The organism is Pelagicoccus albus (assembly GCF_014230145.1).
In the GTDB taxonomy this organism is placed as follows: Bacteria; Verrucomicrobiota; Verrucomicrobiia; order Opitutales; family Opitutaceae; genus Pelagicoccus; species Pelagicoccus albus.
Map to the genome: position 1 here is coordinate 859461 of NZ_JACHVC010000013.1, position 19903 is coordinate 879363.

A 19903-nucleotide genomic window follows, 5' to 3' on the forward strand; every position below is an offset into this window, starting at 1 on the left:
CATAGATACTTGCCTAGGCACGATTCTGGCTGAGTATCGTTGTAGTATGATTTCAATACGCAAAGCGGGACTAGACGACATACCATACCTAGCGGAACTGCTGGGCTACTTGTTCGAGCAAGAAGCCGAGTTTACGGCAGACTACGATCGTCAAAGAGCCGGACTGGAAATGATTATCTCTGACCCCACAATTGGCAAAATCTTACTGGCCCAGAACGAGGCCGGAAAAGTCATTGGGATGGTTAGTCTCCTCTTCACCGTTAGCACCGCCCTTGGATCAAAGGTGGCCCTGCTCGAGGACATGATCGTGCACCCAGACTTCAGAGGAAAAGGATGTGGTAGCAAGCTAGTGGGAGCCGCCATGGAACTGGCTAAGGAACTCGATTGCCATCGGATCACCTTGCTCACGGATTTCGATGATTTGGCCGCTGAGAAGTTTTACCAGAAGCATGGCTTCAAGCTGTCTCCAATGGTGCCTCTTCGTCAATTGATCTAAGCCTATACCAAGCCCATAGAATCAAGCCTTGCAGACGCTTCTGCCGGTTAATTCTCCGATCGCTGCCTCCAAATCGAGAACACCAAAAGGTTTGGCCAAAAACGTACTGTACCTGTCCGCCCGCCAGAGCAGATCGTTTTCCTGATCAAGGAAATCTCCGCTCATGCGAATTACGGGAAGCTGCGGATGCGTGGTTCGAATACTGGAAACGACTCCGTATCCATCCACTCCCGGCATTTGCAGATCTATAAGAGCAAGATCAAAATCCGAATCTCTGTTCATGAATTTGGATACAGCATCCTGACCATCCTCGGCTACGACCACTTCGTAGCCTAAACCATCCAATAGGATGCGTATAGACAATCTCAATACATCTTCGTCTTCAGCCAGCAGGACACGAGGCCGTCCGCCTCTACGAGGCATTATTAACTGCCGACTCTCTGAAGCAATTACGATCCGCAGAGAGGTGCGGCCATTCTTGTTCGTGCAAGAGATAGTCATCCCATCAAGAGTGTTGAACAATTCCATCAGTGGCTTGGCATCAACCCTTCCGGAAAATTCGAACATGAGCTCCCCTGCCCCCGTTTCAGTCGCTCGTACATAGACCATTAGCTGGCACCCGATTTCGTTATCCACCGTCAACCCGAGTCGCAAAAAGGCTTCCGCCAGAACGCACCGCAATCTCGCTGGATTTGAGCTCCAGACACTTGCATTTCCTAACCGTCTCACTTGAGCCTTAAATTTTTGGGACAAACACACCGAGACGACTGAAAGCGATTCTTCCACTACCGCACCGAGGTCGACGTTTTGCTTTTCAGGGGAATTATCTTTATGCAAAGAGCCAGACATGTCGGCCAGTCGCTCGATAAGACGGGACTGTTTTCCGAGGAGGCTAAGCTCTCTAAAAATACCTGAATCACTTCGGAAAACCTCCTCGAAATCCGACAACACAGACTGTTGATCACTCAGCAAAGTGCGAATCCGACTTCGGAGGATCTCTTGCAGGTGAGCGTCAGCGGATCGCTTACCACCAGGCTCAGCTTGTTCGGGGTAAGGAACATTTACTCCCAGCAAGCCGGTCAAATTTCCGGAAGAATCGTGCGAACTTTCTGCGAGACAACGAATTCTTCGATAAGCCCCATCTCGGTGGCGTACGCGAAACTTCTCGTCAAAACTCGAGACGCTTCCCGAATTCACCTCCTCAAATCGCTTACGAAACCCCTGCCGATCTTCGGGATGAATAGCTTCGAAAAACGCATCCAAACTAGTGCTCTCATCTGGGCTCGAATATCCCAATTGGTCTAAACACTCTTTGCTGAGGGAAAGTTGATTGCGATCACGCTCCCAAGTCCAAATCCCAGCCCCATTAACTCGAGCCAATAGAGCTGACTTTCTCTGGCTCTCTTTCAAGGTCGCTTCGAGTCGCTTACGCTTGGAAATATCTCTCAGGGAAATCGAGACAAACTCAGTTTCTCTGGATACAAACTGGTTCGACTTCACTTCCACGAAATCCAATCCAAACGCCCTAGCATCGGTATCCATCGAAACCGACTCTGACTCCAAAATTCCAAATTCGAATAGTTCCTCGAGGAATGGCTTCAACTGATTCCCAATAGTGTCTTGGCAGGATGTATTCTTGAATACAATACGACCAGACTCTTTGTTAAGTACGCAAATCGGAATATCGAGAAACTCGAAATGCACGAATGCAGAGTCGTCCACTAAATCGTCAAAACCTGCCCCCAAAGCCTCAACAACTGCCTTATCTAAACTCTCCTCCGTCAACTCGGCGCAACAAACGAACCCGCTGGAGCCCGCAACGGCATCCTTTTGCCCTGGTCTTGATACAAATACGCTAGGCTTTTCACTTTCCTGAATCCGGGAAAGAAGATCGCTATTTCCCAACGAGGAGTAACTGGCGAAGACTATATCAAAACGCTCTCCATCCAGTTCTCGAGCCTCGCCGACCCAGTCGACCGCGACGTGGCAAGAAAACGAATAGCTTTTCGAGCGACTCAGGAGTTCGAGGATTCTACAGGCTAAGGCCGGATCGGGTTCGAGGATTATGCAGAATACGGTCCGCATGGCCAGAAAAGGCAAAGGAAGGACACTTTCGGCTTGGGAGGAACAAGCCTAGGGAATTGGTATTAACAACAGAGAGAAAACAAAAGACCCCTCCCTGATTGAGATGGGGAGGAGTCCGAAAAGGGGGAAAAGCTCAGCCAAGGTAGATTGGCTTGGAAAAATCCAATTCTACGGGCTTGGCTGACCAGGACTCTAGGAAGCTTTGCTTATCCGTAGCGAACAAGGGGGAAACTTCGATCGGCAAGTCGTACCCTTCCGGCAACTCAATACCAGCTGCTTCAAACCACTGCTTGAAGAGCTTGATCTGGTCCGCCTTGCAGCTTTCGGGCGAATCGATGCCCTCCGCATTTTTCACAGGGCTAAAGTCGGCAAGTCTTGTCGTTTCGATAACGATGGAAGTCTTCGCAAACGGGATCGCGTCGAAGACAAACATCTCAAACTTCACTCCATTTGGCGTATCCGCCTTTTGGACATTACCGTTTTCGTCGACAAAAGGAATCTTCTTGTCCGCGCGGTGGAATGGTAGGGAAACGGAACTTCCGGGCGCTACCAATGAGCGAGCGAAGTCTACAGAGATCACGTGGATAGCGATGCTTCCCGCTCTAAATGAAAGCTGCCCATCAGGATCGCGCAGAGCGCAAAGCTCATCTGGCATATCGCTGTATTCAACGACCTTGTTTATTCCATCCTGAACGCAGAAGTGGCCTAGCTTTTCTTTCTCGTAGGCTTTGGGAAGCATCTTGCTCGAGAGAGTAGAACCCGATTTTAGGTGAAAGCCTATGAAGTAAGGATCAACAGGCTGGACCAGCGGATTATCAACTTGGAAGTAGCTGAGCACTTCGATCCCTGCATCTACCATAGCCTGAAAAGAGCCGCTGCGGTCGAGGGCTCTCAGAGCGCCTCCATGTCCGTCTGGGCTCATGGCTATGCTCCCCTTGTCTTCTAGAATGATCTTACCATCTAGATCGACAGCCGGCATGCGGCCTTGGCGAAAGAAGGTAACGGAACCTTCAGCAAGTCCAAAATACGCGTTCTCCTCAAAGAAAGCCACAGTCGCCGTATGATTGATGTCACTCGTCATGACGAACCATGGCAAGGCACATGAGTAGCGAACGCGGGCGGCTTGTATTTTCTCCGCGAATACTTGGAACAGTGACTTACTCTTGATCGGAGTCACGGGAAAAGTCCCCTTCGGCCCGTCGTAGCCCAGCCGGGTGCCTTGTCCACCCGCTACCGTGAAAGCGGCGACCTTGCCTGCTTTCAGAGCTGCCTCTCCAAGCTCCTTGGCTTCCTTCCACTCTGGATCAGTATCCAAATTTTCTGGAATGGAAATGTAGGGAGCTGGCTTGAGGGTCGAAAAATCTTCCTCGTCGTGGCCGCCACCGCCCTTCACCAAGGTGGCTACGAGATTCTCGAGTTCGTCGAGGTCGATTTCGGAAGCTTGCGAACTCAGGTTCGCTTGCTGCGTCTCATCGAGTTCGTCCCAGAAACGGAACACTTGGCCTTGGCCGTGGGATTCAAAAAGTTGTTTTAATTCCATAGTTCACTTATACCGAGGCCATAGGTTTCGTCCCACGCCGGGAATGGCAACATTCTTCTGTCAACATTCCAGCGCCTCGGCGCCATAGGAAGCGCTTTAACGTTCAAAGCGGAAGATAACTTCCTTCTCTTTGGCGTAATTTAGCTTGGTCCGGATAGCCCTTTCAATGAACTCGGGATCGTTTTTCAATTTTTCCACTTCGTCTTCCCGACGGGCCGATTCCTGCTTGAGCGCTTCATGTCGCTTCGCCAGCACAGTGTTTTCCGATCTTAGATTATCGTAGTGTTGATAGTCTCGATACAAAAACACCGCAGCGAAAAGCCCTGCTCCGATGAACAGCAAAGCAAACAGCAAATTAGTGAAGCGGCTAAGACTCATTTTGAAAGATACGCAGCAAATAGAGGTCCACCTCCAAATATTGCAAAAAAATAATTGTAAGCCCTAATCAATTAGCGGAGATTTCGCACTAATGTACCAAAGTTTCTACGGTCTCCGGGAGATGCCGTTCAACATAACTCCCGATCCAAACTTTCTGTACCTGAGCCCAACTCACCAAGAGGCGCTGCAACATCTGAAATACGGCATTTCAGAGCGCAAGGGTTTCATCGTCCTGACCGGCGAAGTCGGGTGCGGAAAGACGACGCTCTGCCGGCATTTCATCAATGAGGTCGACGACGACAAATATGAAGTCGCTCTCATTTTGAATCCAAGAATCACGGAGTCCCAACTCCTAAAGACCATCTTGTCTGAACTCGGTGAAACCGGAACCATGAGCCGAAGCCGTGGCGGTCTCGTCCAACAGGTCAACGACCTGCTTTTGAAGAAGATCGAAGCCGGCAAGGATATCCTGCTGATCATCGACGAGGCGCAAAACCTGACTTTCGAGCTTCTCGAGCAGCTCCGACTCCTCTCCAATCTGGAAACCGACAAACAAAAGCTCCTACAGATTATCCTGATGGGGCAGCCTGAATTTAAGGAAATCCTCGCAGAGGAAAGACTTCGTCAGCTCCGCCAGCGGATCCTCGTCCACACAGAGCTTCGCCCGCTCAACCGCCTGCAGATCGAGCAATACATCCATCACCGTATCGCCATGGCCGGCGGCCAAGGCATCCCCTTCTTCACCAGTTGGGCGGTGCGGCTAATTAGCAGGAAATCGAAGGGAATCCCTCGTATCGTGAACAACATTTGCGACAAAGCTCTGCTATCCTCCTACATCAGGAGCAGCGAAGTCGTGCAGTGGAAAGACGTGCGAGCCGCCTTGAAAGAGATCAAAACTCTCGATTTAGGCTAAGCCCACGCTAACGCCTGCCTTACCTAGGGTCATAGCGGATTCTCTCCACTATAATGGGGAAGAGAGCTTAACTGGAGGCTACTCCTGTCGTTTCATAACTGGACGCGAATTTTCCGCGTCCGGATTGAACAAAGAAACGGAAAGCGATGAGCCTCATATCACAAGCCCTCAAGACCGAGCAACAGAGACGCCAAATGAGCAGCGGTCCCGTACCGCCCATGGTCACGCGTCTACACCGTCAAGCCTCCAGAGATCGCTTTCCTCTAATCCTGACTGCCCTGGTGGGATTGGGCACGGTATCGGCGATATGCCTAACTCTAGTCTTGGTTTTGATTCCTGAAAAAGGGTCTTCGCAGCTTGCGGCAAGCCAGGATAGTCCTCCCCAAGAAAACACCACAGCGCCTACGACAGCCGAGCCAATAGCCACGGAAAAGCCGCCCGCTTCAGCAGTCGAGCAACTGTTTACGGGGCTTTCCGACGAGGAATTGTCCGCCGTCAAGAAGCTCCTTCTCGAACAAAAACTGGCAAATCTCGCTGCAAGTGAGGCAGCGAAAAAAGCTGCCGCGACACAGGTACCTACGATGAGTCTGGAAGAAGCCGCCAAAATCCAAGATATCGTAGAGGGATTCGCATTCCAAGGGATTCGCAAGGCCGGTCTCGAATCAAAGGTATTCTTAGACGGAAAGATTCGCAGAATAGGCGAAGTAGTAGACTTCGAAAGCCAGCTAAAACTGGTAGGATTTACTGAGACAGATCTGGTTTTTCGCACCCCAGATGGATCTACATTTCGCAAGTCGATGTAAGACTCGCTAGGGCGGACTAGCGCCCCTTATCATTGTTTTGTGTAGACAACTAGACCTCGGACTCTATGACCCGTAGGTATTGAACGTAAGACGCAACTCAGTTAAAGCCTGATGCCGAGTTGAGGGAGTCCATGTAATGGTGAGTAGTGGTCACAAATTCGATTGCGCTACTACCCAGCATAAAGGATACTGTTTACGTCTTTTTTACACCTGACGTAAGATGCTTAAAAACCGACAAGAAGGAATCCTAAATCTGCACGGCCTGTGGCAGGCAGCCTGCCTCTTAATTTTATTCCTAGTCACTCGCGAGGTCTTCGAAATGAGCGGCTATAGGATAAGATTGGACTATCTGAGCCTATACTTAGCGAGCATAGTAATCGGATCCATCGCCAGCGTCCGAATTCTGAAGCGATACGCGGAGCATTTTCTGGAACTCGGCTGGACACGCACCTTCCAGCTAAGCTTCCAACAGCTGATACGGGTGATGCTTCTTCAGCTTGCGGTCGTCTTCGCCCTCAAAGACGTAGAAATCAGCCGGGCATTTCTTGGCACATACTTCATCGTGTCTTTCTTGGCCTTGTTCACTATGAACAAGATTCTGCCCAAGCACCTCTGCCGCCTTTCCTTCAAGACTCAGGTAATCCCCACGATCATAGTTGGATCTACCAAGTCTCTGAAGAGCCTAGATAATTGGATAACGAACAAAACCAACTACGGTATCGAATTGGTCGGCTACGTGAGCGAAGACAATTGCCCGCCGAAAAAAGAACAACCAATCCCCTGTTTGGGAACCATCGACAGCCTCGAGGAAACGTTGAACGAACACCGTATTTCCCAAGTAGTTGTCATCGATAGGGCTCTAAGCTCTGAGGCCGCAAAAAAAGCGATGTCTATCAGCCAAAAAGCTGGGTGCCGCGTGCGTATCTACAATAACTGGCAGGCTGATTTCCAACAGCGCATCATGGTCGAGCACGAAGGAGACTACACCTTCTTGACTTACGAGGACGAGCCGCTGGAAAACCCAATCAACCGCATGGTAAAGCGAGGCTTCGACATAGCTGTTTCGCTCCCAATCGTGGCTTTCGTTCTCCCGCCTCTGACCTTGTTTGTGTGGGCTTTCCAAAGGAAGCAGTCCCCAGGACCCATTTTCTACGCTCAGCCTCATACTGGCATGACCAAACGGACTTTCCACATCATAAAGTACCGCACCATGCACGTTTCGGACGAAAACCAGAAGAACGTGGCGAAACAAGCGACCAAGGGAGATTCTCGCATCTACGCCTTTGGCGCTATCCTTCGAAAGACCAGCCTAGACGAGCTCCCGCAATTCATCAACGTACTGTTGGGCGAAATGAGCGTATCCGGTCCCCGTCCTCACTTGATCGACCACGACCGCGAGTTTTCCGAAAAGCTTCAAGTCTACTACACGCGTCACTTTGTGAAGCCAGGTATCACAGGCTTGGCCCAATCCCTCGGATTCCGAGGAGAGATCAACGAGCCAGAGCACCTCAAGGAACGCATCGCCTACGATATCAAGTATATCAATACGTGGTCCTTCATGCTTGATTTAAAAATCATGCTGAGAACCGCCAAGGCCGTCGTTTTCCCTCCGAAGAGCGCCTACTAGTTTACTCGCTAGAGTTTCAGTTGCTTCCCACCAAAATAGGAGGCAACTTTCAATCCTAGTGTGCGTTGACTACCTTGATACACCCCTAGGGATCCTAAAGCTTACAGCCACCTCCAAAGGCGTTAGCGGAATCGTTTTCGCTGATGAGCGTGCGGAAAATCATCGATGCGCCGGCAAAGGCTCCGAGATCCTGGACCGCTTGAAGGAAGAGCTAGTCTCGTATTTCGAAGGGCGATTGATTCGGTTCACTTGCCCTATTTCAGTCGAGGGAACCTCCTTCCAAAAAAGAGTTTGGACTAAGTTGGCGGAAATCCCTTTCGGCACCACGAAGTCCTATGGGCAAATAGCTACTGAACTCGGCCAACCCACAGCGGCAAGGGCAGTCGGCGGAGCCAACAACAAAAATCCCATACCGATAGTGATTCCCTGCCATCGAGTCGTAGGGGCGCAAAAAGTACTCGTTGGGTTCGCCGGAGGTTTATGGCGCAAACAATGGATGTTGGAGCATGAAGGCATCCATCTGCCCCTAGGATAAATGAGTCCGAAACTCCTCTTCGATTCCGTTTTGCCTCACCTCGGGGCCATCATCGGCCTCGGTCTCGGCGTGATCTTGATCGCTCGCCTGATGAGAGAAAAACGACGCCCCAGCAACACCTTTGCATGGCTCTTGTTAATCGTACTTGCCCCCTACATAGGTGTACCTCTCTTCCTTCTTTTTGGCGGAAGAAAAATACAGCGCCTCACTCGCGACAAAAAATCTCTCCGGCTCCATCAGCTCACCCCCAACGATGATTCCATCTCAGTATCCCCTTTTGGTCTGGTGGCAAAAGGCAACTCTACCCAATTCATACCCAACGCCACCGAAGCCTATCGGATCCTCATCGAATCTATTCAAAACGCAAAAGAGTCGATCGACATAACGACGTTCATCCTGAGCCACGACGTCGTGGGACGACGAGTGGTCAAAGAGCTTTCCAAGAAAGCGAGGGAAGGCGTGAAAGTGCGACTCCTGTTGGACGCCCTCGGATCTTGGGGCAAAAAGACCTTGTACATTCTAGACCTCGAAAAGGCAGGAGGGAGAATTGAACGTTTCATGCCCGTCTTTCCCATCGCATTTCCGGGCGCTTCAAATCTGAGAAACCACCGCAAGATCGCTTTGTTCGACAAATCATCCGCTATCATCGGGGGAAGGAACATCGGCCGTGAATATATGGGGCCCACTCCTTCCCAACGACGCTGGGAAGATTTCGGCGTCAAGATCGAAGGGCCAGCCGTATCCGCGCTCAACACCATCTTCGAAGAAGACTGGGCGTTCGCGTGTCGTAAAAAAGGATACACTGCAGAGAAGCAGCCCACCATCCCCCCTGCCCCGACCGGAGATTCGACGATCGAAATAATGGCGAGCGGACCGGATACCCCCGGAGACCCTCTTTACGAAAAGGTACTGGCGAGTATCCAAGATGCGGAACATTCCATAACCATAGTCACACCCTACTTCATTCCCGATGAAGTTCTGCTCCGCTCGCTCACCGTAAAGGCTCGCACTGGTCGAAAGGTCACCATCATCATCCCCCTTCGATCCAACCACAAAATAACTGACCTCGCCCGCAACGCCTATCTGCGCGAATTGCACGAAGTCGGAGCGACCATACTCGCCTACACACCCAAAATGCTTCACGCCAAGGCTATGCTAATCGATGACCAGATGGCGATGACCGGCTCCGCCAATATGGATCTAAGAAGCCTGTTTGTGAACTTCGAGGTAGCGGCCTTCTTCTATTCGCCAAACGACATCAGAGAAGTTAAAAACTGGATACAGTCGATCAAAAGAAACTGTATCGAACAGAGCTCGGAAGTGCTTTTCCACAAGAGACACTTTCGCGGCATTGCCGAAGATTTAAGCCGACTGATCGCTCCTTTGCTTTAAAACAAAAAAGTCCGCCTCGTGTGGCGGACTATATTTTAAAAAGTGAAGAGCTTACTTCGTATCATCGAGAAGAATCTTATAATCGATCGCGTCTCGAATGGCCTGCCAGCTCGCTTCGATTATATTGTTCGAAGCTCCAACTGTACCCCAGAGTTCCTCACCATCTGAAGACTCGATAAGCACGCGCGTCTTTGCTTCCGCTCCTTCCTTCGAGTCCAAGATACGAACCTTGTAGTCCTTTAGCACCATATCCTTAAGGTTCGGGAAAGCATCTCCCAAAGCGACTCTCAGAGCTTTGTCGATCGCGCCCACCGGGCCGGGATCCTCCGCCACCACATAGCGAGGTTCTCCGTCCACCTTGACCTTAATTGTGGCCTCGGAAATTGGATCTTCTTCTTTGCGACGCTTTTCAACGATAACCCGGTAGCCTTCGAACTCGAAGTGAGATTTGCGCTTGCCGGTGAGCTTATCCAAAAGCAAACGGAGCGATCCGTCGGCAGACTCAAATTCGTATCCATTAAACTCCAGCTCCTTGAGCTTCTCAATGATAACCTTGGTCTCTGGAGAATCACGATCGAGATCGAATCCCAATTCCTGAGCCTTCATGAGCAAACTGCTGCGACCCGCCATGTCCGAAACAAGTACACGCTGCTTGTTTCCAACCTTGGTGGGGTCCACGTGTTCATAGCTATAGCTCACCTTCTTCGTTGCATCCGCATGAGCTCCCCCCTTGTGAGTGAAGGCGGACAAACCGACAAACGGAGCTTTTCCGTCGTGTTCGAGATTGGCCAAATCGGCGACGAACATGGAGAGTTCACGCAAACGCTTCAAGTGCTTCTCGCAATTGAGTGGGTTCCCCATCTTGAGGGAAATGTTTGGGATGATGGTAGTTAGATTCGCATTACCAACGCGTTCTCCGTATCCGTTGAAGGTGCCTTGCACCAAAGTCGCTCCCGCTTCGACTCCACCAAGCGAAAGAGCCACACCTAAACCAGAGTCGTTGTGGCAATGCACCCCTACCGCTACTTCAGGGAAACGCTCGACCACCGCTTTGGTGATCTCTTGCAATTCACTGACGAGCTTGCCCCCATTGGTATCGCAGAGAGTTAGATTATCTGCTCCACCGCGAACAGCCGCCTCGAGCGTCTTCATCGCGTAGTCAGGGCTATCCAAATATCCGTCGAAGAAATGCTCGGCGTCGTAAATTACCTCACGCCCACTCTCCTTCAGGAAGCGGACACTGTCCTCGATCATAGCAAGGTTCTCCTCCGGAGCTACTCGAATAACCTCTGTAACATGGAGGAGCCATGTCTTACCAAAAATGGTTACGACTGGTGTGCACGCATCGATCAATGTCTTGAGTTGGGGATCTTCCTCCGCCGCAAGATTCGCCCGACGAGTCGAACCGAAAGCCGCCAGCTTAGCATGCTTGAGTTTAAGCTTTTTAGCCTCTTCGAAGAAGGCCATGTCACGAGGGTTGGATCCAGGCCATCCGCCTTCAATGTAGTCGATACCAAACTGATCGAACTTCTCCGTAATTCGGAGCTTATCCGTCACAGAAAAGGAGACGCCCTCGCCTTGGGTGCCGTCTCTCAACGTGGTATCGTACATGAATATTGTTGGCTTGCTCATAATAAAAATCGTTACGCGACACAGCTGTCAGGCCCGTCGTAGTTAAAGTTGATCCGTCCTGCAGGGCTTATTGTTTGGACCGAATGAATGCCTTGATCGACGCTTCGTCGGGATCCACGGAGAACTTCCGAATCTCTTTAGACTTGAGCGCTTCTAGGCTGGGATGAGTCGGTTCGACGCCGGTGCAATTTGCCACCACGTCGGGGAATTTCGCTGGATGAGCAGTCGAAAGCACCACCGCTGTTTCAAGTTTATCCAAATCCTTAAAACCACACGCAGTATGAGGATCAGCAGTGTAACCGTATTCGCGATACACTTCGGAAATGGTCTTGGCGATTTCCTCGTCGTCCATGCGAGTACTGGTCATGAACTCCGTGATCGCCATTCCACCAACCTGGAAACTTCCGTCTTTCTTGAAGCTTTCCATGATCTCACGAGTCATTTCGGCATTGCCGCCCAATGAGAAATACAAGAATCGCTCGAAATTAGAGGCCACTTGGATGTCCATCGACGGCGCGTGGCTGGGGAGTACTTCACCTAGCGAATAGTCTCCCGCATCAAAGAAGCGGTGCAAAATATCGTTCTGATTCGTGGCGACACGGAAGCCGTCCACAATCATCCCCATACGAGAAGCCATCCAGCCTGCCAATACGTTGCCGAAATTGCCGGTCGGAACTACAAAAGTCGCTCGCTCGCGTCGGTCAGCTGGCAACTTCAAGTAAGCGTAAATGTAATACACGCACTGGGCCAGTATGCGGGCTAGATTGATAGAGTTAACAGCGGAGAGATGAACTTCCTGACTAAACTCCTTGTCTCCAAAAACGTCTTTGAGAGCAGCTTGGGCATCGTCGAAACTTCCTTTGATGCAAAGCGGGAATACGTTTTCCTCCTCCAAGCAAGTCATCTGCCGCTCCTGCAAAGGCGAAACACGGCCATCTGGATACAAGATGAAAATGTTTACGCCCTTTTTGCCGAGCAACCCACTTATCGCAGCTGCACCGGTGTCTCCAGAGGTGGCTCCAAGCACATTGATGCTCTCGCCGCTCATGGCGACCTGACGTTCATACAGGCAACCTAGCAACTGCAGTGCAAAATCCTTGAAAGCTAAGGTAGGACCATGAAACAGCTCCTGCACATAGAGCTTATCACTCAGCTTAACCAACGGTGCGTGCTCTTTGTGGTCAAATCGGCTATAGGCCTTCTCTACCAAAGACTTCAGCTCATCCGCTGGAATATCGGTGGCGAAATGCTTGAAAAACTCGTAGCACAGTTCCGGATACGATAGTCCCTCCCAGGTAGGAATCTCCTGACTCAGGTCCGGCATTGATTCGGGCACGAACAAACCTTTGTCCGGGGCAAGCCCGATTTTGACCGCTTCCGAAAAAAGATGCGGCTTAGTCTGACCTCTGGTGCTTACGAATTTCACCGCTTTTTAAGCCTCCGCTTTATCCAAACCAAACGCGGTGTGAACGGCGCGAACCGCTTCTTCAGCGCCCTCTTCGTCAATAACGACGGAGATCTTGATTTCAGACGTACTGATAATCTGGATATTCGACTTAACGTCAGCCAGGGAAGCAAACAGCTTGCTCGCTACTCCTGAATGGCTCCGCATACCGATGCCTACTACGGAGAGCTTAACGACTTCACCAAAAACCGCGACCTCGCCGCCACCCAACTCGTTAAGCACTTTCTCGACCGCGTCGAGCGAGCGCTTCGAATCGTCACGAGTCACGGTAAAAGTCAGATTCGCTACGCCGTTGCGACCGATGTTCTGTACGATCATGTCCACACAGACGTTCGCTTTGCCAAGTGCTTCGAAAATCTGGGCGGCAGAACCAGGCTTATCTGGAATGTTGCTGACCATGATTTTGGCTTGGTTGCGATCGAGAGCGACGCCGCGTACGACGACATCTTCCATTGAGCTTACTTCCTGTTTCACGATTGTGCCTGGGATTGAGGTGTCAAAACTGGATCGTACTTCGAATACGACATTGAACTTGTTGGCAAATTCGACCGAACGGGCCTGCATCACCTTGGTACCGAGACTCGCCATCTCGAGCATTTCTTCATAGCTGATCTCCTGGATCTTGCTAGCCTTGGGAACGATACGCGGGTCAGCCGTGTAAACGCCATCCACATCGGTATAGATTTGGCAAAGGTCAGCATTCAGGCCGCTGGCAAGAGCGATGGCCGAAAGGTCAGAGCCTCCTCGTCCCAAAGTCGTTGTCGTTCCCTCATCGTTTACGCCTTGGAAGCCTGCCACGATCACGACGCTGCCCTTGCCCAAAGCGGCTTCGATCCGCTCGCAATTCATGCTGACGATGCGAGCTCTGGTATGGGCGAGGTCGGTTTTGATACCGGCCTGAGCTCCCGTCATCGAGATCGCCTCAATGCCGAGCGAATGAAGAGCCATGGCAGTCAACGCGATAGTCTCTTGCTCGCCAACAGCCAACAAAACATCCATCTCGCGCTCGTCTGGTTGCTCATTGATGGCCTTGGCCCGAGCGATTAGCTCGTTGGTCACACCCGATCGAGCGGATACCACGACAGCGACTTGGTGCCCTTTCTCGACATCCTCTCTGATGATGTTCGCTACATTCTTGATGCGGTCTACATCCCCTACAGAGGTCCCGCCAAATTTCTTTACTATCCGAGCCATTTCAGTGCGCTTCCAATAATTGAATACAGCTTAGCTTTCGAAGCTGCTGATGGGCATGGTGAATGGTTTGCCCTTCACGTTCGAGCTTTCCTCCAACGCTTTAACGGCGTCGAGAATCGCTTGTTCCGTTGTCATGTGAGTGGTCATGATCAAGGTCGCGTGGTCAGCGCTTTCGTCTACTTCCTTTTGCGTAACACTCGCTAGACTCACTTCGAATTTTGCCAACAAGGAAGCAACCTCGGCCATGACACCCGGCTTGTCCTCCACTTGCAGCCTGACGTAGTAGCGGGATTGTATTTCCTCAGGTTCCGCGAGTTCGATCAAATCACCTCCTTGCGGTGCCGGATCGACAAACTTAGACCCTCCTTGCACAAGCGATTTAGCTCCGTCCACGATATCAGCGATAACAGCGCTGGCTGTAGCGTCCCGACCGGCCCCTGGGCCAATGTAAACCGTTTCTCCAACTACATCGCCGATGATAGACACTGCGTTGAAAACACCATCAACACTTCCAAGTACATATTTCTTGGATACAAGCGTTGGCAGAATCGAGATGTAGAGTTTGCCGGAGGCATGAGCCACATCGATTACCGCCAGTAGCTTGATCGCGTAGCCGTTCTCCTTGGCGAAGGAAATGTCCGCCTGAGTGACCTCTGATATGCCCTGCACAAGTATGTCCTTGTACGGAACCCAGCGGCCGTAAGCGAGGTAAGCGAGCACCACTGCCTTGTGAGCCGTGTCGATACCATCCACATCGAGGGATTCGTCTGCCTCCGCATAACCCAACTTTTTGGCCTGAACGAGGATGTCCTGATAGGATGCTCCCTCTTTCGTCATCCGAGTGAGCATGTAATTGCAGGTACCGTTTAGGATCCCGTAGATGCTGCTGAAGCGATTGATCACCAAGCCATCCTTGATCGCTTTGATCACCGGAATTCCGCCGGCCACACTAGCTTCGAAAAGCAACTGGCCGTTTCCTTTTTTCGCAGCTGCGAAAAGAGCTTCACCATGATCGCAGATCAAAGCCTTATTGGCGGATACGACAACCTTGCCCGCTTCGAGAGCAGCCATGGTCACATCAAGAGCGAGCCCAGTGCCACCCATCAGTTCGCAAACGACATCGATTTCCGGATCGCGAGCGATCGAGAGCGGGTCGGTCGTCAGAGTAGATTCGTCGAAATCGTAATCGCGCTTCTTGCTCGTATCACGAACTGCGATACGAGTCACTTTAACCTTCGCGCCTAACTGGACGCCGAGATCCTTTTCTCTTTTCTGCAGGTGGTTAAATACCCCCTGCCCCACGACACCAAAGCCGCACAGTCCCACTGATATTACGCGGTCACTCATCTACTTCTTTGCAAATTTATTTTCTTCGCCCTTCAGAAGGCGAACGATGTTTTCCTTATGCCTCACCACCACAAGTAATCCGAGTGCGAGAGAGACCCAGGTAAGTGTCGCTGGAGAACCAACGACTAGATTAGTGATCGGCAGGCTGATCGCCAAACAGATGGATGCGAGCGATACATACCGGCTGGAATAAAAAACCGCCAACCACACCAAGACGCCTACCAGTGCAGCAATATACATTAGGGCTACGACTCCGCCGAGCATTGTCGCAACTCCCTTGCCTCCTCTGAATCTTGTGAAGAGAGAAAACGAATGTCCTAGGACCGCGAATACAAGTCCGATCAAACCATAGTGGAAAGACTCGCCTGCCAAAAGGATTGGCCAACCTGTCGCCACGAATCCCTTGATCGCATCGAGCAAGAAAACGATGTTGCCCGCCTTCTTGCCCACGCATCGCTTCACGTTGGTAGCGCCTGGGTTTTTGCTGCCGACACTGAAGATATCGACCCCATTCGCTTTCGCCACCAAATAGCCAAAAGGCAGGGAACCAATGAGGTACCCTGCTCCTGCGGCGCTGAGCGCGACTATTAAGTCGATAGACATTCGTCCTATTCGATAGATTCCTACAAGTGGACGATTTTCGCCTGCTTGATGGCTTCGATGGCTTTGATCTCAGCGATCGCTTGAGCACTTGGTTCACTATCCAAGCAAGCGATGTTCAAAGCGATACCGCCGACTTCGTTGCGGCTGAGGGACATAGCAGCGATGTTAACGCCATCCTTGCCAATGATGTTACCGATCTTGCCCACGATTCCAAGCTCGTCGCTGTTGGCGATAACCAGCATGCAACCGTGTGGCTCGACTTCGACTTCGCGACCGTTGATTGCCACGATGCGAGGAGTATTGCCCTTGCCGATCAAGGTACCTTCAGCAGACACCTTTTCGCCATTTACGCATTCGGCTTCGACCTTGATAAGCTCTACGTAGTCGGTCTCTTCCGAAGACTTGAGAACATCAACCGGCAGACCGAGACGCTCCATGATAACAAGCGCGTTAACGAAGTTAACGTTGCTGCTAACATCCTTCAGGAAGCCCTTCAAAATGCCACGAGTCAAAGAGTTGGCGTCGAGATCGACGACCTTGCCCGAATAAGTGATCTTAACCTTGGACACCTTTTCAAGAGCGAGTTGGTGTACCAGCGAACCGAGAGCCGAACAGAGCTCGAGGTAAGGGCCAACCGTCTTCAGAGTCGCTTCGTCGAGAGACGGCATGTTGATCGCGTTGCGGATTCCTCCACCACGCAAAACGCTGGTCACGCTTTCTGCGATTTCCAATCCCACGCTTTCCTGAGCCTCTTCAGTGGAAGCGCCCAAGTGCGGAGTGAGGTTAAGATTCTTTTGTGAACGGAATGGGTGATCTTCCGCAGGAGGCTCGCTAGTATACACGTCCAAACCGGCTGCCGCGACCTTGCCGCTTTCGAGGCCTTCGAGCAGAGCGTCTTCGTCGATGATTCCGCCGCGAGCGCAATTGAAGAGGCGGACACCGTCCTTCATTGTAGAGATCGCATCCTTGTTGATCATGCCGCGAGTCGCATCGGTGAGTGGCATGTGAACGGTGATGTAGTCGGATTCACGGAAAAGCTTATCGAGCTCGACTTGCTTAACGCCCATGGCTTCCGCCTTGGTCGCAGACAAATAAGGATCGTAGGCCAAAACCGTCATACCAAAAGCCTTGGCACGCTTGGCTACTTCAGCGCCGATACGGCCCATACCGCAAACGCCAAGCGTCTTTTTGAACAGTTCGCTGCCGCCGTAGATTTTACGGTCCCAACGACCTTCGCGCATCGACTGGGCCGCTTGAGCCACGGGACGTGCTCCGCAAAGCATGTGAGTAAAAGTAAGCTCCGCGGTGGCAATCGTGTTGCCGCCCGGAGTGTTCATCACGACCACTCCGTAGTCTGTAGCCGCTTCGGCATCGATGTTGTCGACCCCTACACCAGCACGACCGACAGCCTTCAGAGTCGGGGCAGCCGCTTCAAATACTTCCCGATTTACCTTGGAATCGCTGCGCACGATGATTGCGGCCGCGCCCTTAGCGAGCTCGAGGAATTTGGAATAGTCTTCTTTGAAGGTGCCGTAGGCTTCTACGACTTCAAATCCTTCCTGTTGCTTCAGGAAGTCGACTCCAATTGACGAGATTTTGTCTGCTACTAGGATTTTCATCGGAAAAAAAGAGTGCCCATCAAAAGTGATGCCTTTCAAAAAGCAAATATAGAATAGACTGCTTTTAGTCCCCCATTTCCGAGGGGAAGCGAGTCGTGAGAGCCTATCAGAGATTAGCCAAAAAGCTACGAATCGCGGCCCAATACTCGGAACTGGCTTTGACCACTAGATCGTTGTGCCCAACCCCATCTACCCAAACGGTCTTAACATCATGGCTGCCAAGAGCCTGCGAAAGCTCGAGCCCCTGCTCGAAGGGAACCACTCGATCCTCCCTGCCGTGGATCACTAATGCGGGAGCGCTTACCTCTGGAGCTTTGTCTTCGTTGACGAACTTGTCACCCGGCACCCAAGACAGCGGGAGATAAAGCTGGTAAATGCTCAAAAATGTGGACTCCAGGATCACGGCGAGAGGCTGAAACTCCGTAGCGAGCTGCACAGCGACGCCTCCTCCCAGCGATCTTCCATGCAAAATCAGCCAATTTCGGTCAACTCCCCACTCCTGAACCGCGTGCTCAATAACATCGCGAGCGTCCGAGTAGCAATTTTTCTCGCTGGGAGTTCCCTCCGACAGTCCATAGCCACGGTAATCGAAACTCAGAACATTTACCCCTTGCAGGGCGTAATTCTGCAAAATGAAAAGCGTTTGCCCGATATCCTCCCCATTCCCGTGCGTATAGAAAACCGTCTTGGTCGCCCCGGGAACCTTTTGCCAATAGACCGAAAGGACAATTCCGTCGTCGGCGACCACCTGCTGGATGAAATCATCATCAGCCTGATAGGTGGAAGGTCCAGGCACGAAGAGAAGCTGCTTCGTCACCATCTGGGCGAAGAGATAAAAGAAGAGCACGCACAAGGCGACGAGCACCAGAATGGTATTAAACCCGTTGCGTCTCTCCCGTTCGCGCATGCGCCGACGCTCCGATTAGATTAGCTCTCGCACCGCTTCTAGCAGTTGAGATCTCGGAATGTCCTGTTCGGAACGATCCGCTAGATTGCGAAGCTTCACGATCCCCTTCTCCAATTCCTCGGAACCGTAGATCAAAGCAAAGCGAGCTCCGGATGAGGTCGCGGCCTTGAATTGCTTGCCAAAGGCCTGGCCTTTAAGCTGGTACTCGACCGAATACCCCGCCTGCCGCAGCAAAGCGATATCAGCCAGGGCCACAGGCTTTTCCTCGTCGCCACCGATCACTGCGAAAAAGTCGACCGTATCTACAAACGTTGGCATCTTGCCGCGAGACTTGAGCAGCTCGCCCAGAACCACGTCGCCCATGCCGAATCCAACGGCTGGCATATCCGGACCGCCCATTTTCTTGACCAAGGCGTCATAGCGACCGCCTCCCGCCAAAGCGCGGAACTCGCCCTTCTTGTCGAAAGCCTCGAAGACGAAACCGGTGTAGTACGCCAACCCACGAACGATGCTGAGATCGATCTTGATGAAAGCTCCTAAGCCCATGGCCGACAGGCCTTCGAGCAGGACTTGCCAATCCGCAAGACGCTCGGACAACTGGGACTTGCCTTCCTCATCCGATTCCAAAGCGGCGAAACAATCGCGAATGCCTTCCACAGAATCGAGCTTCAGAAAAGCGTCCACCGAAGCTTTTAATTGATCCGCCTTGTCACCGGCGACTTCCGCCAGCTGGGCGATCAGCTTGTCCTCCGGCATGCGTTCCCATTTGTCCACCACACCGAGAATTCCCGCGATCGCTTCGCCTTCGTAACCGAGGGCCGCGAGGTAGAGCATCCAGAGATTTCGGTCGCTCAAGCGAACGTAGAAATCCTCTTCGTTCAGGCCAAATCCCAGCAAACTCTGGATCAGCAAAGCGATGAGCTCCACTTCCGCCGCCGGACCTGGCTCGCCGAGCAAATCCACATTGAGCTGAGTGAAACAACGCAAACGCCCCTTTTGTTGACGCTCGTAGCGAAAATTGTCGCCAATGCTGAACCATTTGATCGGTCGCTTCAGTCCATTGGCGCGGGCCGCTACCATACGGGCCAAGGTGGGCGTTAACTCTGGACGCAGGGAAACCTGGCGGCCTCCCTTGTCTTCGAAGCAAAAAAGCTGGCTCTCAATTTCCGGACCAGACTTCGCAGTAAAGAGCTCCAAGGACTCAAGTACCGGGCCATCAAATTCCTGAAACGCGAAACGACGGGCCACCTGCCTCCAAATCTGGAAGATGTGCTTCCGCTGAGCGTAATCCTCAGGGTAAAATTCACGAAAACCGGGCAATGTCTTAAATGTGGCCATCTCTCTAAAAATAAAACGCGGGACTATGC

At 51.8% G+C, this 19903-nt stretch carries 17 protein-coding genes; 6 read left to right on the forward strand and 11 right to left on the reverse strand.

The annotated features are described in order from the left end of the window. Nucleotides 1-46 precede the first annotated feature (46 nt). Nucleotides 47-496, forward strand: a complete 450-nt coding sequence (locus H5P27_RS18795) for a GNAT family N-acetyltransferase (protein WP_185661964.1) — start codon at nucleotides 47-49, stop codon at nucleotides 494-496. 21 nt (nucleotides 497-517) lie between these two features. Here the strand turns inward: H5P27_RS18795 and H5P27_RS18800 are convergent, their stop codons facing one another. The 3 genes from H5P27_RS18800 to H5P27_RS18810 form a co-directional block, all read right to left on the reverse strand. Beyond that, entirely contained in the window at nucleotides 518-2581 is a 2064-nt protein-coding gene (locus H5P27_RS18800) for a response regulator (protein WP_185661965.1), read from the reverse strand. A 133-nt stretch (nucleotides 2582-2714) separates the two neighbouring features. After that, entirely contained in the window at nucleotides 2715-4121 is a 1407-nt protein-coding gene (locus H5P27_RS18805) for a UTP--glucose-1-phosphate uridylyltransferase (RefSeq protein ID WP_185661966.1), read from the reverse strand. Nucleotides 4122-4217: 96 nt separating this feature from the next. After that, nucleotides 4218-4499, reverse strand: coding sequence for an FtsB family cell division protein (locus tag H5P27_RS18810; protein ID WP_185661967.1), 282 nt, complete (start codon nucleotides 4497-4499; stop codon nucleotides 4218-4220). 91 nt (nucleotides 4500-4590) lie between these two features. On the opposite strand from H5P27_RS18810, the gene H5P27_RS18815 reads away from it, so the two are divergent. The 5 genes from H5P27_RS18815 to H5P27_RS18835 all read left to right on the forward strand — a co-directional run bounded on the left by H5P27_RS18815 (nucleotide 4591) and on the right by H5P27_RS18835 (nucleotide 9769). Next, nucleotides 4591-5412 (forward strand): ExeA family protein, encoded by an 822-nt coding sequence (locus H5P27_RS18815; protein ID WP_185661968.1) that lies wholly within the window; start codon nucleotides 4591-4593, stop codon nucleotides 5410-5412. Between the two features lie 146 nt (nucleotides 5413-5558). After that, a complete protein-coding gene (locus tag H5P27_RS18820; RefSeq protein ID WP_185661969.1) occupies nucleotides 5559-6215 on the forward strand; it encodes a hypothetical protein in 657 nt (218 codons plus the stop codon). Nucleotides 6216-6435: 220 nt separating this feature from the next. After that, nucleotides 6436-7842 carry a sugar transferase gene (locus H5P27_RS18825; RefSeq protein WP_185661970.1) on the forward strand — a complete coding sequence of 469 codons (1407 nt, stop codon included), beginning with the start codon at nucleotides 6436-6438 and terminating at the stop codon, nucleotides 7840-7842. A 58-nt stretch (nucleotides 7843-7900) separates the two neighbouring features. Next, nucleotides 7901-8377, forward strand: a complete 477-nt coding sequence (locus H5P27_RS20165; RefSeq protein WP_185661971.1) for a methylated-DNA--[protein]-cysteine S-methyltransferase — start codon at nucleotides 7901-7903, stop codon at nucleotides 8375-8377. Next, nucleotides 8378-9769: a phospholipase D-like domain-containing protein gene (locus H5P27_RS18835; protein ID WP_185661972.1), complete on the forward strand. Its 1392-nt coding sequence runs from the start codon at nucleotides 8378-8380 to the stop codon at nucleotides 9767-9769. 51 nt (nucleotides 9770-9820) lie between these two features. Here H5P27_RS18835 and cimA read toward each other — a convergent pair whose 3' ends face one another. The 8 genes from cimA to hisS form a co-directional block, all read right to left on the reverse strand. Continuing rightward, complete coding sequence (cimA, locus tag H5P27_RS18840; protein WP_185661973.1) at nucleotides 9821-11401, reverse strand: citramalate synthase; 1581 nt, start codon at nucleotides 11399-11401, stop codon at nucleotides 9821-9823. 67 nt (nucleotides 11402-11468) lie between these two features. Continuing rightward, nucleotides 11469-12827, reverse strand: a complete 1359-nt coding sequence (thrC, locus tag H5P27_RS18845) for a threonine synthase (protein ID WP_185661974.1) — start codon at nucleotides 12825-12827, stop codon at nucleotides 11469-11471. A 6-nt stretch (nucleotides 12828-12833) separates the two neighbouring features. Then, nucleotides 12834-14060 carry an aspartate kinase gene (locus H5P27_RS18850; protein ID WP_185661975.1) on the reverse strand — a complete coding sequence of 409 codons (1227 nt, stop codon included), beginning with the start codon at nucleotides 14058-14060 and terminating at the stop codon, nucleotides 12834-12836. A gap of 30 nt (nucleotides 14061-14090) precedes the next feature. Next, nucleotides 14091-15407, reverse strand: a complete 1317-nt coding sequence (locus H5P27_RS18855) for a homoserine dehydrogenase (protein ID WP_185661976.1) — start codon at nucleotides 15405-15407, stop codon at nucleotides 14091-14093. Continuing rightward, complete coding sequence (gene plsY, locus H5P27_RS18860; RefSeq protein WP_185661977.1) at nucleotides 15408-16010, reverse strand: glycerol-3-phosphate 1-O-acyltransferase PlsY; 603 nt, start codon at nucleotides 16008-16010, stop codon at nucleotides 15408-15410. A gap of 20 nt (nucleotides 16011-16030) precedes the next feature. Then, nucleotides 16031-17629 (reverse strand): phosphoglycerate dehydrogenase, encoded by a 1599-nt coding sequence (gene serA, locus H5P27_RS18865; RefSeq protein ID WP_185661978.1) that lies wholly within the window; start codon nucleotides 17627-17629, stop codon nucleotides 16031-16033. 106 nt (nucleotides 17630-17735) lie between these two features. Beyond that, nucleotides 17736-18536: an alpha/beta hydrolase gene (locus H5P27_RS18870; protein WP_185661979.1), complete on the reverse strand. Its 801-nt coding sequence runs from the start codon at nucleotides 18534-18536 to the stop codon at nucleotides 17736-17738. Nucleotides 18537-18551: 15 nt separating this feature from the next. Further along, the gene (gene hisS, locus H5P27_RS18875) at nucleotides 18552-19874 is read right to left on the reverse strand and encodes a histidine--tRNA ligase (protein WP_185661980.1); all 1323 of its coding nucleotides are present in this window, start codon (nucleotides 19872-19874) and stop codon (nucleotides 18552-18554) included. Nucleotides 19875-19903: the final 29 nt, after the last annotated feature.

What these genes read in the sequence shown, in the direction of transcription:
- H5P27_RS18795 (WP_185661964.1), top strand. Translation starts at nt 47, where the DNA reads ATGATTTCAATACGCAAAGCGGGACTAGACGACATACCATACCTAGCG.
- H5P27_RS18800 (WP_185661965.1), bottom strand. Translation starts at nt 2,581, where the DNA reads ATGCGGACCGTATTCTGCATAATCCTCGAACCCGATCCGGCCTTAGCC.
- H5P27_RS18805 (WP_185661966.1), bottom strand. Translation starts at nt 4,121, where the DNA reads ATGGAATTAAAACAACTTTTTGAATCCCACGGCCAAGGCCAAGTGTTC.
- H5P27_RS18810 (WP_185661967.1), bottom strand. Translation starts at nt 4,499, where the DNA reads ATGAGTCTTAGCCGCTTCACTAATTTGCTGTTTGCTTTGCTGTTCATC.
- H5P27_RS18815 (WP_185661968.1), top strand. Translation starts at nt 4,591, where the DNA reads ATGTACCAAAGTTTCTACGGTCTCCGGGAGATGCCGTTCAACATAACT.
- H5P27_RS18820 (WP_185661969.1), top strand. Translation starts at nt 5,559, where the DNA reads ATGAGCCTCATATCACAAGCCCTCAAGACCGAGCAACAGAGACGCCAA.
- H5P27_RS18825 (WP_185661970.1), top strand. Translation starts at nt 6,436, where the DNA reads ATGCTTAAAAACCGACAAGAAGGAATCCTAAATCTGCACGGCCTGTGG.
- H5P27_RS18835 (WP_185661972.1), top strand. Translation starts at nt 8,378, where the DNA reads ATGAGTCCGAAACTCCTCTTCGATTCCGTTTTGCCTCACCTCGGGGCC.
- cimA (WP_185661973.1), bottom strand. Translation starts at nt 11,401, where the DNA reads ATGAGCAAGCCAACAATATTCATGTACGATACCACGTTGAGAGACGGC.
- H5P27_RS18850 (WP_185661975.1), bottom strand. Translation starts at nt 14,060, where the DNA reads ATGGCTCGGATAGTAAAGAAATTTGGCGGGACCTCTGTAGGGGATGTA.
- H5P27_RS18855 (WP_185661976.1), bottom strand. Translation starts at nt 15,407, where the DNA reads ATGAGTGACCGCGTAATATCAGTGGGACTGTGCGGCTTTGGTGTCGTG.
- plsY (WP_185661977.1), bottom strand. Translation starts at nt 16,010, where the DNA reads ATGTCTATCGACTTAATAGTCGCGCTCAGCGCCGCAGGAGCAGGGTAC.
- serA (WP_185661978.1), bottom strand. Translation starts at nt 17,629, where the DNA reads ATGAAAATCCTAGTAGCAGACAAAATCTCGTCAATTGGAGTCGACTTC.
- H5P27_RS18870 (WP_185661979.1), bottom strand. Translation starts at nt 18,536, where the DNA reads ATGCGCGAACGGGAGAGACGCAACGGGTTTAATACCATTCTGGTGCTC.
- hisS (WP_185661980.1), bottom strand. Translation starts at nt 19,874, where the DNA reads ATGGCCACATTTAAGACATTGCCCGGTTTTCGTGAATTTTACCCTGAG.